Here is a 10,593-nt window from a genome sequence, read left to right on the forward strand (position 1 = left end):
GCGTATTCGTGCGCATCGACGCGCGTATCAGCGGTACGCGACGCCCGGCATCACGCAGAGCATTTCGAACGCGAGGTTCGCGCCCACCAGGGCGGTCGTGCCGGCCTGGTCGTACGGCGGCGAGACTTCCACGAGGTCGGCGCCCACGACGTTGAGGCCCTTCATGCCGCGCACGATTTCGAGGCCCTGCTGCACGGTGAGACCGCCCACTTCCGGCGTGCCGGTGCCGGGCGCGAACGAGGGATCGAGACCGTCGATGTCGAAGCTCAGATACACGGGCGTGTCGCCCACGCGTTCGCGCACCTGCGCCATCAGCGGCGCGAGCGACTTGTTCCAGCATTCCTCGGCTTGCACGACGGTGAAGCCTTGCTGACGGCACCAGTCGAAGTCGTCGGCATGATAGCCGGTGCCGCGCAGACCGATCTGCGTGACCTTGTCGCATTGGAGCAGGCCGTCTTCCACCGCGCGGCGGAACGGCGTGCCGTGCGCGATCTTCTCGCCGAACATGGTGTCGTTGACGTCGGCGTGTGCATCGATATGCACGACCGCGACCTTGCCGTACTTCTTGTGCAGCGCGCGCAGGATCGGCCACGCGATCGTGTGGTCGCCGCCGAGCGTGATCGGCCGGCAGCCGGTCGCGACGATCTCGTCGTAGGCCGCTTCGATCAGGCGGATCGAGTCCTTCAAATCGTACGGATTCGTGGCGACGTCGCCGATATCCGCCACTTGCAGCGAGTCGAACGGCGCGGCGCGCGTCGCCATGTTGTAGGGACGCAGCAGCACCGATTCCGAGCGGATCTGGCGCGGCCCGAAGCGCGCGCCCGAGCGGTTCGAGGTGCCGAGGTCGAGCGGCACGCCGACGAAACACGCGTCGAGGCCTTCGGTGCTGGTCGCTTGCGGCAGCCGCATCATGGTGGCGATGCCGCCGAAACGCGGCATGTCGTTGCCGCCGAGCGGCTGGTTGAGTTCGCGCTGCATGTCCTGTGTCTCCGATCTTGAAGTGATGACGATCGGGCGATGGTAGGCGAGACGCACGTCGCGCGAATTACGAAGTGGAGATGTTTACATCGACGTCGATCGATGCAAAAGCCGCGTTACGCGCCCTGCAAACGGGGGCAAGCCTGGCCCCAGCCCACCAGTTCGCGCTTGGTGCGCACGCCGAGTTTGGCGAAGGCGCGCTTCACATAGGACTCGGCCGTGGCGGTGCGCACGCCGAGAATTTCGGCGGCTTCGGGCACCGTGCGGCCCGTGATGAGGTGCGCGCAGATTTCGTATTCGCGCTTCGAGAGGCGAATGGCGTCGGCGGCGATGCGCGCATCGAATTGCGCGAGCGGATGCAGAAACGACGTGGGATGCGCGACGCGACGCGCGGCGCTGGTGGTCGCGTGCAATTCGAGCAGCGGAAACAGAAAGTCGCTGACGTTGCGAAAGCGGTTCATCTCCGCGAGCGTGAACGGCGGCGCATTGAGGGCGCGTTCGAGCGCGATCGAATGCTGGCCGTGGCGCGTGCCGCGCGCAAGCACGCATTCGTGCGCGATCAGCGCTTCGTCGAAGAGGCGCTGGCGGAATTCGCCCGGCGGAATCGCGCCGATGTCGCGCACCACGAGCAGCGTGCCGACCTTGCCGCGAATGCCCGCGAACAGCGGATCGCTTTCGTAGAAGCGGTCGTAGTAGAGCGTCATCACGTCGGAAATCGTGCCGCTGTCCACGCCCACGCCGCTGCTGCCGATCCACTCGCAGCGAAAGCCCGTGGGCATGCTGCTGTCGACGCGCGAGCGTTCGATATGCACGACGTTGAGCGGCACGATTTCGTTCAGCAGCAGCGTGAGACGCGGCACGAAATCGGGCGTGCCGACGGCTTCGATCACCTGACCGAGCGTCTTGAACGAGAGTGGGAAATTCGCGGAATCGGGGTGCGGGGGGACGTTGAGCAGCATGGCGCGCACCGGAAAACAAGGCGAATCGATTATAGCCGAAGGGCTGAACGGCCCGCGAGGCGGGGTTTTGCGCGTGGTGATCGGCAGACCGGAAATGCACAAGGGAAAACCCTGGAAATATGACGAAAATGCCGCAAAAGGCATATTGCCCCCCCTGAGGGGGGGCATACCGTCGCGTCGCGAGTCGGTAACTTTGGCGCCACCGAATCATTTGAAACCGACACATCGAAGGAAACCAACATGAGCAAGCTGATTCACGACGTCAAGGAACTGGGCGCAGGTCTGGGCGACTACACCAAGCTCGACTACGGCATGGACGAAGGCGACTGGCGCGGCGCCGAAGGCAAGAGCGGCAATTACGTGGTGGGCTGGTGGGAAGGCAAGGTCGGCGCGGTCGAATTCCCGGCCACGGGCGCGGACGAAGCCGTGTGGCTCGTCGAAGGCAAGATCGCGCTGACCGACGTGAACGGCGGCCGCAAGGAATTCACCGCGGGCCAGGGCTATCTGCTGCCCGCCGGTTTCGCCGGCCGCTGGGAAACGGTCGAGGACGCGAAGAAGTTCTACGTCCTGCTCGAACCGCAGCAGTAATTCAGCAAGCCGCGCCGTCCTCGTGGGGGCGGTGCGGCTTGATCCGAATTCCGCTTTACGTGTCGCATCAGTTCAGCCGCACTTTCGCCTCAATCCCGCCTCAACCCCGCCTCAAGCAGCGAAGCCATCATGAGCCCCTCCGCGAATCGTCCCATCTCGCCCGCCGCCTGCGGCGCGCGGGCTTCCGTCCCCGTCACGAACAGCCGGTTTCAACGCGACGCGCTGCATTGCGCCGCCTCGGCACTGGAAAAGGAGACGCATCATGAATGACCGCGCCCAACTCTTCGAAGCGGGCATGCCTGCCGATGCAATCGATGCGCGTCCCGCCGCGCGCCAGCCGGTCGCGCTGGGCGTGGAGGAAGCGCTCGCCCGCACCAAGCTGTTTCCGTACTGGCTCGACAATCCCGCCGAGCCGCCCGCCGAGCCGAAACTCACGAGCGACACGCGCGCCGATCTGCTGATCGTCGGCGGCGGTTTCACGGGTTTGTGGGCGGCGGTGCAGGCGAAGGAACAGATGCCGGAACTCGATGTGGTGCTGATCGAAGCGGGCCAGGTCGCGCATGGCGCATCGGGCCGCGCGGGCGGCATCATCTCGACCTCGGTGATGCACGGCCTGCCGAACGCAGTGCGCGTGTTCCCCGACGACATCGCCGAACTGGAAGAATTCGGCCAGCGCAATCTCGACGGTTTCGAAGAGACGCTCAAGCGCTACGACATCGACGCGGATATCGAATGGAACGGCGAAATGACCGTGGCCGTCGATCCCGAGCACGTCGCGCATCTGCAGGCCGATTACGATCTGCACACGGAATACGGCCACAACGTCGTGATGCTCGACGAGCAGGCCACGCGCGAGCAGCTGAATTCGCCGCTGTTCGCGGGCGCGCTCTGGTCGCGCAATCGCAGCGGCATCGTGCATCCGGCGAAGCTCGCGTGGGGGCTCAAGCGCGCAGCGCTCAAACTCGGCGTGCGGCTCTACGAACACAGCCCGCTCACGAGCGTGACCGACGAAGGCGAGAGCGTGTTCGTCAAAACGCCCGAAGGCAGCGTGCGCGCGAAGCGCGTGCTGTTCGGCAGCGGCACCGCGAAGGTGGGCATCGCCGACATCAATCGCCGCGTGCTGCAGGTGCGCGATCACGTGCTCGCCACCGAGCCGCTCACCGACGAACAACTCGCGCGCATCGGCTGGAAGAATCGCCAGGGCATTTACGACACGCGCACGCAGCTCAATTATTTCCGCCTCACGAAGAACAACAACATCATTTTCGGCGGCCTGGTGAGCTATCACTTCGACGGCAATCCGGACCCGCAGCAGGACCAGCAGCGCGAAACCTATTACCGTCTCGCGCAGGCGTTCTACAAGACCTTTCCGCAACTCAGCGACGTGCGTTTCTCGCACGCATGGGGCGGCCCGATCGATTACTGCTCACGCGGCTCGGTGTTCGCAAAGCGCTATCTCGGCGACAAGGCGGTGTTCGTCGCGGGCTATACGGGTTTCGGCGTCGCGGCGAGCCGCTTCGGCGCGTTCATGGGCCTGAACATTCTGTTCGATCGCCAGAGCCCCGAACGCACGCTCGACATCGCCAATCAGAGCCCCACGTATATCCCGCCGGAGCCGGTGCGCTGGCTCGCCGCGAAGGTGACCTTCCATGCGTTCGATGGCGCCGATGCCGAAGGCGGCTGGAAGCGCGCCTGGATCAAGGGCATCAAGGCGATGGGTTTCCCCATGTAAGTGACGGCGGCGCAGCGGCATGTTCTCCAATACTTCCGATCTCGACCTGCGACTCGTGCGGGTCTTCCTGGCCGTCGTGGACGCGCGCGGCATCACCGCCGCCGAAGCCACGCTCGGCGTGCGGCAGTCCACCATCAGCTCACAGCTCTCGGCGCTCGAAGCGCGCGTGGGCTTCACGCTATGCGAGCGCGGACGCGGCGGCTTTCGTCTCACGTCGAAAGGCGAGCGCTTCGTGGCGTCGGCGCGCGCGTTGCTTTCGGCGACCTCGCAATTCGTCGCGCAGGTGCGTGACATCGATCGCAAGCTGGTCGGCACGCTGTCGATTGGTTTGATCGGTCAGGCCTCGCATGTGGAGAACGCGCGTCTCGCGGAAGCGATCGGCGCGTTTCGCAAGCGCGATCAGGCCGTGCGATTCGCCATGCGCGTCGCGCCGCCGCAAGAGCTTGAAGAAAGCCTCGTCAATCATCAGCTCGATCTGGCGATTGGTTACTTCTGGCATCGCGTGCCGGGGCTCGATTACACCGAACTCTTCAGCGAGCGCCAGGTGATCTGCTGCGGGCGCGGACATCCGCTCTTTCACGAAGCGCCCAACGTGACGCTCGACGATCTGCGCACGCACGACTGGATCTGGCGCAGCTATCCGGTGCCCGAGGAACTCGCGAGCATCGGCGAGCGCCAGGTCACGGCCATCGCGGACAGCATCGACGCGGCCACGGTGCTGATTCTCTCCGGCAGTCATATCGGCTATCTGCCCGAGCATCACGCGGAGCCGTTCGAGCAGCGCGGCCTGATACGCGTGCTCGGACGCACGGCCTTCGGCTTCGACGTGCCGCTACATCTGGCGACCAAACGCGGCACCGTCGACAAGCCCATCGTGCGGGCGTTTTGCGAGGATCTGCTCAGCGTTTATGGCGCACACGGCGGCGAACGCGCGGCGGCCTGAGAGGCGCTGCGTAGACGCTGTATCGCGCCCGCGTCGATACATTGGCCACGCATGATGTGAACGTTTCGAATACGCAATATGGCGCGCACTCGCGTGAATTAGAGTGACCGTCAAAGTGAAGACAGTGCATCGCATCGATGCGCAAGGAGTGAGACACATGGCTGACAACACGAGCATTACGCAGGTCGAAACATTCGGTTTCGAACGCATTCCCGACGTTTCGCGCTACGCGCGTCCCATCGATCTTTTCCGGCTGCTGTTCGGCGGCTGCAATACGTTTTCGACCTCGGTGCTGGGCGCGTTTCCGGTGCTCGTCGGGTTGTCGTTTCAGGCGAGCCTCTGGTCGATCGTGATCGGCGTGCTGGCGGGCACCTTCATGCTCGCGCCGATGAGTTCGTTCGGGCCGCGTAACGGCACCAGCGATCCGGTTTCGTCGGGCGCGCACTTCGGCATTCATGGCCGGATCGTCGGCTCGTTTCTCGCGCTGCTTACCTCGATTGCGTTCTTCTCGCTCGCGGTGTGGAGTTCGGGCGATGCGCTCGTCGGCGGCGCGCACAACATGGTGGGCGTGCCCGTGAACGGCTGGACGCTCGGCTCGGCTTATATGGTGTTCGCCGTGCTCGTGCTGGTCGTGTGCATCTACGGTTTCCGCTTCATGCTGTGGGTGAACAAGATCGCCGTGTGGGCCGCGAGTTTGATGTTCATTCTCGGCGCCTTCGCGTTCTCGAAGACCTTCGATATTCACTACGCTGGCACGCTGCAACAAGGCAGTGCGGGATTCTGGGCGGCCTTCATCGGCGCGACGCTGGTGGCGCTGAGCAATCCGGTGTCGTTCGCTTCGACGCTCGGCGACTGGGCGCGCTACATTCCCGAGACCATTCCGCGCCGCCGCGTGATGGGCGCCGTCTACGCCGCGCAGATCGCGACTTTCGTGCCGTTCTTCTTCGGCCTGGCGACGGCGACCATCATCGCCACGCACGCGCCGAGCTACATCACGTCCAACGATTATGTGGGCGGGCTGCTGGCCGTGTCGCCGCGCTGGTTCCTGTTGCCGATGTGCCTGATCGCGATTATCGGCGGCATGTCGACGGGCACGACCGCGCTGTACGGCACGGGCCTCGACATGTCGAGCATGTTCCCGAAGTTCCTCAACCGCGTGCGCGCCACGCTGCTGATTGGCACGCTCGCGATTGCGTTCATTTTCATCGGCCGCTTCGCGTTCAATCTGGTGGAAAGCGTGTCGACGTTCTCGACGCTCATCTGCACGTTCAGTTGCCCGTGGATGGCGATCATGGTGATCGGCTTCATGCAGCGCCGCGGTTTCTATCTCGCCGACGACCTGCAGGTCTTCAATCGCGGCGGTCGCGGCGGTCATTACTGGTTCACGCACGGCTGGAATCTGCGCGCAATGGGTGCGTGGCTGCCTGCTGCGTTCATCGGCCTGTCGTTCGTGAATTTGCCGGGTCAGTTCGTCGGTCCGCTCGGCTCGCTGGCGGGCGGCTGCGATCTGAGTGTGCCGATTTCATTCGCGGTCGGCGGCCTGCTGTATCTCGCGATGCTGCAGCTCTTTCCGGAACCGGATGCCGTGTATGGCCCGCAAGGCCGACGCTTCGTGCGCGGCACGCGTGTCGTGCGCGAAGAACGCAAAGAACACGAGAGCGTGCCTAATTTCGCGGCCAATCGCGAATACGCCGAGTAAGGATCTGAAGGCTGTTCACGAAGCGCGTGTGCGGCGTGCGTATCGAATGATGTAACCGCATCGAAAGACGCAGGCATGGCGCCTGCTTCGATAACACCAGTGCGAGCTTGCAGACTGGCCCCGTTTGATCGCCGCGTTGCGCGGCGTGGGGTGCAGCGCAGGCTCGCGTCCTTTTTGCGCAATTTTTTGCAACGGGCTGGTGATCGACCATGGAAGATTTTTTCAATCGACTGTTTCATTTGCAGCCTTCGCTGCTCGACTCGGCGACGCACGACGTCGTGCATCTGGTCGTGGCGGCGCTGATCCTCGCAGTGGGCTGGTGGATTTCGAATCGCGTGGCGCAACTGTCCGAGCACATGCTGGCGCGCTCGCACGCGGACCCGACGCTCGCACCGATGCTCGCGGGCATCATGGCGTGGGCCGTGCGCGTGATCGCGATCGTGGCCGCGCTCAGCGAAGTGGGCATTGCAACGGCGAGCGTGCTCGCAGCGCTCGGCGCGGCGGGTCTGGCCATCGGGCTCGCGCTGCAAGGCACGCTGCAGAACATCGCGGCGGGCATCATGTTGCTGTTTCTGCGGCCGTTTCGTGCGGGCGACGTGATCGAAGGCAGCGGCGCGGCGGCGGGCATCGTGCGCGAAGTGGGACTGTTCACGACGCGTATCGAGCGCGGCGACGGCAACGCCGTGTTCGTGCCGAACAGTCAGATCTGGAGCAATCCGGTCATCAACTACAGCAGCGGCGGCACGCAGCGCGTGGACGTGAGCATCGATCTCGCGCGGCGCGAACAGGTCGATCCGGCGATTGGCGCGCTCAAGAAAATGGTCGCCGACGAACCGCGCGTGCTGGCGGGCACGACGCTCGCACCGGCGATCGTCGTCGATCGTTATCCGGACGATGGCGGCGTGCGGCTGCGTATGAGCGTGTGGGTGCGCGATCCCGACGCGGCGTTTGCGACCGACGATCTGCGTGAACATGCGGGCGATGCGCTGGCCGCTGCGGGGATTGCGGTGAAGGGCGCGGCGAAGCCGCTTGAGCACGAAGAGGCGGACGCGGCGCTGTCTGATTCTTAAGCGCTCATTGCCGAATCACACGCGCCGTCAGGCCCATCGTCGCGAGCAGACACACACCGTGCAGCGCAGCGAGTAACACGAAAGCGGGCACGAAATGCTGTGACTGCGCGACCGACGTGTCGCGCATTGCAAGCGCGATACACAGCGAAATCATCGTGGTCGCGAGCGGGCCGCCGATGCGCTGCGCGATGTTCAACGCAGTGTTGGCCGTCGGCAGATTCGCTTTCGGCAACGAAGCATAAGCCGCCGAAATCGATGGCACGCTAATCGTGCCCTGACCGATTCCGGCGAGCACGAGACTCGCGAGCGCCCACGCCGTGGAGTACGTGTGCGCGGCCATCCACACGAACACGAGCGTCGACGCGCACGCCAGCAGCGCGCCGCCGGCAGCCAGCGCGCGGCAACCGAACTTCTGCGTCAACGGTCCGAGCACCGCAAACGCGGCCATCATGCCGACGCCCGTCGCCGCGAGCAGCGTGCCAGCCTGCGCCGCGCTCAGTCCGCACGCGAGAATCAGATACAGCGGCACGACCAGCTGGCGTCCGAACAGCATGCCGTTCGCGCAGCATTGCGTGACGGCGGCAATCGAAAAGACCCGCGTGGAGAAAATACGCACGTCGATGAGCGCGGCGTCGCGCTTGCGCAGCGAGTACGCGACGAATGCCGCGAGCAACAGCGCACCCGCGAGCACGCAGAGTTGTCCCTCGCCGCGCGCGGCGTTCTGCAAGCCATACACGAGCGCGACGAGGCCCGGCGAAATCAGCGCGAAGCCGAGGAAATCGAAGCTGCGCCGCGCGGGCGTATCTGCATCGTGCGGCAGCAAACGCCAGGCCATTGCCACACCGATCACACCAATCGGCACGTTGACGAAAAAGAGCCACGGCCATTCGGCGCGCGTGAGAATCGCGCCAGCCAGCATCGGACCGAGTATCGGCCCGAGCAGAATCGGCAGCGTGGCGTAACCCATCACGCGTTCGAGATGCTTGCCCGCGACGCGTCCGATCATCATCTGCGCCATCGGCACGAGGATGCCAGCGATCAGCCCCTGAAAGAGCCGCGCCGCGATCAGCGCGCTCATGCTGTGCGCGAGGCCGCACAGTGCCGAAGCGAACGTGAAGGTGGAAAAGCAGAACACGTACAGGCGTTTTGCGCCGACGCGGTCAACGAGCCAGCCGTTGAGCGGTAGCGTGAGCGCCATCGCCAGCAGGTAGCCGGTCACGATCCACTGCGCCGTGGCGAGACGCGCGTCGAGCGCGTGGCCGATGGTGGACAGCGACACGTTCACGAGCGTCGAGTCCATTTGCGACATGAACGAACCGAGCGACACCACCGCCGCGACTTTCCAGACGGCGGGAGCGATGCGGTCCGCCGCGGCGGGGCGTGAATGCGGGTCGGTCATGAGGCGTCGGGCGGGCGTGGGTTCGGATCAGCCGCAAGCATGACCATTTGCCGCGCGGCTGGCAAGTCCGTGTGCGCCTGCGGGCCGCGCCTGCGCGATGCCATTACAATGCCTCACTTCGACTCACTTCCGGTATTGCAACCGCATGCGCGCCATGAAATTCTTTCCCGCCCTCGCTCTCGCTACGCTCTCGATGACGGGCGCCACGCTCGCCTACGCGCAAGTCGCGGGTAACGCCGCGCAACAATCGTGTTCGTCGATCGGCACCGTCAGCGGCGTGGGCGGCGCGGCGTCGAGCATGAGCGAGTACCTCGCGCTGCCCGAGCGCGATCGCTACAAATACTTCTCGGATCATCAGATTCAGTGCGACGTGACCGACGATAGCCGCGCGAAGAATTGCGTGGGCCTCACGAATCTGCGCAACGATAAAGTCAGCATTTACGACGACAGCGACAGCGTGACGACCGCCGTGGTCGCGAAGATCGAACTGGAACACGGCACGTTTCCGGCGATCATCGTCGTGCGCAAGCAGGACATCAAGTGCGAAGACTGAGAGACGCGAACCGCGTTTAGCCGCCTGCGCTGAATGCTTCGAACCAGGGCCACGGAAAGATGCCGCGATCGTGGCCGTCGCTGAACACGAGTTGCACGCCGTAACCCATCGGCGCGATCTCGCGCACCGTGACATCGTCGGCGACATCGATGACGCCGCCCGCGAGACGCGTGCTTCTGCATGCCGAGCACGGACAGGCGCGCCGCAACGCGGCGTGCGCGAAACGCTGCACGTCGCCGTTCGGCCAGACCAGCGAGAGCGCGTCGCGCGCCTGGCGTAATTCGACCGGCGCGTTCACGGCGCACGTCCTTCGCGCTGTTGCAACGCGATGCGCACCGCTTTGCGCACTTCCGGATCGCGATCTTCGAGCGCCGCGCGCAACGGCGCGATCACCTCGGGGGTATCGAGTTCGCCGAGCGCCAGCGCGGCTTCCTTGCGCAAATTGCTGATCGAGTGGTCGAGCAGTACGATCAGGGCGGACGCGGCCTGCACATCGCCCATGCGGCCGAGTGCACGCGCGGCACGCAGGCGCACCTGCCAGTAATCGTCCGCGAGCGCAGTGATCAACGGATCGCGCGCGTGCGGCACGGGCAGCTTGCCGAGCGTGGTGGCCGCTTCCTCGCGAACCTGCCAGTCGGCGTCGCGCAGCGCATGCAGCAGGGCGTCGCCGAG

11 protein-coding genes are annotated in these 10,593 nt (G+C 64.9%); 6 read left to right on the forward strand and 5 right to left on the reverse strand.

The genetic code is table 11. From position 1 onward, the window contains the following. Positions 1-27: 27 nt before the first annotated feature. Positions 28-978 (reverse strand): agmatinase, encoded by a 951-nt coding sequence (gene speB / locus G3N97_RS20105; protein WP_205994785.1) that lies wholly within the window; start codon positions 976-978, stop codon positions 28-30. Between the two features lie 116 nt (positions 979-1,094). Beyond that, entirely contained in the window at positions 1,095-1,937 is an 843-nt protein-coding gene (locus G3N97_RS20110) for a helix-turn-helix transcriptional regulator (protein WP_074986925.1), read from the reverse strand. 240 nt (positions 1,938-2,177) lie between these two features. Here G3N97_RS20110 and G3N97_RS20115 point away from each other — a divergent pair, with 240 nt between their 5' ends. The 5 genes from G3N97_RS20115 to G3N97_RS20135 all read left to right on the forward strand — a co-directional run bounded on the left by G3N97_RS20115 (position 2,178) and on the right by G3N97_RS20135 (position 7,969). Continuing rightward, positions 2,178-2,525, forward strand: a complete 348-nt coding sequence (locus tag G3N97_RS20115) for a cupin domain-containing protein (RefSeq protein ID WP_074986924.1) — start codon at positions 2,178-2,180, stop codon at positions 2,523-2,525. 295 nt (positions 2,526-2,820) lie between these two features. Further along, a complete protein-coding gene (locus G3N97_RS20120; protein WP_241030695.1) occupies positions 2,821-4,257 on the forward strand; it encodes an FAD-dependent oxidoreductase in 1,437 nt (478 codons plus the stop codon). Between the two features lie 19 nt (positions 4,258-4,276). After that, on the forward strand, positions 4,277-5,200 hold the full coding sequence (locus tag G3N97_RS20125; RefSeq protein ID WP_205994786.1) for a LysR family transcriptional regulator: 924 nt from the start codon (positions 4,277-4,279) through the stop codon (positions 5,198-5,200). Between the two features lie 157 nt (positions 5,201-5,357). After that, the gene (locus G3N97_RS20130; RefSeq protein WP_205994787.1) at positions 5,358-6,899 is read left to right on the forward strand and encodes a cytosine permease; all 1,542 of its coding nucleotides are present in this window, start codon (positions 5,358-5,360) and stop codon (positions 6,897-6,899) included. A gap of 209 nt (positions 6,900-7,108) precedes the next feature. Continuing rightward, positions 7,109-7,969 (forward strand): mechanosensitive ion channel family protein, encoded by an 861-nt coding sequence (locus tag G3N97_RS20135; protein ID WP_205994788.1) that lies wholly within the window; start codon positions 7,109-7,111, stop codon positions 7,967-7,969. A gap of 4 nt (positions 7,970-7,973) precedes the next feature. Here G3N97_RS20135 and G3N97_RS20140 read toward each other — a convergent pair whose 3' ends face one another. Beyond that, a complete protein-coding gene (locus tag G3N97_RS20140; RefSeq protein ID WP_205994789.1) occupies positions 7,974-9,368 on the reverse strand; it encodes a DHA2 family efflux MFS transporter permease subunit in 1,395 nt (464 codons plus the stop codon). 154 nt (positions 9,369-9,522) lie between these two features. On the opposite strand from G3N97_RS20140, the gene G3N97_RS20145 reads away from it, so the two are divergent. Next, complete coding sequence (locus tag G3N97_RS20145) at positions 9,523-9,921, forward strand: hypothetical protein (protein ID WP_205994790.1); 399 nt, start codon at positions 9,523-9,525, stop codon at positions 9,919-9,921. Positions 9,922-9,937: 16 nt separating this feature from the next. Here the strand turns inward: G3N97_RS20145 and G3N97_RS20150 are convergent, their stop codons facing one another. Together G3N97_RS20150 and G3N97_RS20155 are read right to left on the reverse strand one after the other, a co-directional pair. Beyond that, positions 9,938-10,219, reverse strand: a complete 282-nt coding sequence (locus G3N97_RS20150) for a gamma-butyrobetaine hydroxylase-like domain-containing protein (RefSeq protein WP_205994791.1) — start codon at positions 10,217-10,219, stop codon at positions 9,938-9,940. Continuing rightward, a partial coding sequence (locus tag G3N97_RS20155; protein ID WP_205994792.1) for a HEAT repeat domain-containing protein occupies positions 10,216-10,593 on the reverse strand: 378 nt, incomplete at its 5' end. The genes G3N97_RS20150 and G3N97_RS20155, both read right to left, overlap by 4 nt.

It is taken from the genome of Paraburkholderia sp. Ac-20347 (assembly GCF_017104805.1).
In the GTDB taxonomy this organism is placed as follows: Bacteria; Pseudomonadota; Gammaproteobacteria; order Burkholderiales; family Burkholderiaceae; genus Paraburkholderia; species Paraburkholderia tropica.

Bases quoted from the DNA above. Each gene is read 5' to 3' on its own strand.
- G3N97_RS20135 (WP_205994788.1), top strand. From the start codon at position 7,109: ATGGAAGATTTTTTCAATCGACTGTTTCATTTGCAGCCTTCGCTGCTC.
- G3N97_RS20140 (WP_205994789.1), bottom strand. From the start codon at position 9,368: ATGACCGACCCGCATTCACGCCCCGCCGCGGCGGACCGCATCGCTCCC.
- G3N97_RS20145 (WP_205994790.1), top strand. From the start codon at position 9,523: ATGAAATTCTTTCCCGCCCTCGCTCTCGCTACGCTCTCGATGACGGGC.
- G3N97_RS20125 (WP_205994786.1), top strand. From the start codon at position 4,277: ATGTTCTCCAATACTTCCGATCTCGACCTGCGACTCGTGCGGGTCTTC.
- G3N97_RS20120 (WP_241030695.1), top strand. From the start codon at position 2,821: ATGCCTGCCGATGCAATCGATGCGCGTCCCGCCGCGCGCCAGCCGGTC.
- G3N97_RS20130 (WP_205994787.1), top strand. From the start codon at position 5,358: ATGGCTGACAACACGAGCATTACGCAGGTCGAAACATTCGGTTTCGAA.
- speB (WP_205994785.1), bottom strand. From the start codon at position 978: ATGCAGCGCGAACTCAACCAGCCGCTCGGCGGCAACGACATGCCGCGT.
- G3N97_RS20110 (WP_074986925.1), bottom strand. From the start codon at position 1,937: ATGCTGCTCAACGTCCCCCCGCACCCCGATTCCGCGAATTTCCCACTC.
- G3N97_RS20115 (WP_074986924.1), top strand. From the start codon at position 2,178: ATGAGCAAGCTGATTCACGACGTCAAGGAACTGGGCGCAGGTCTGGGC.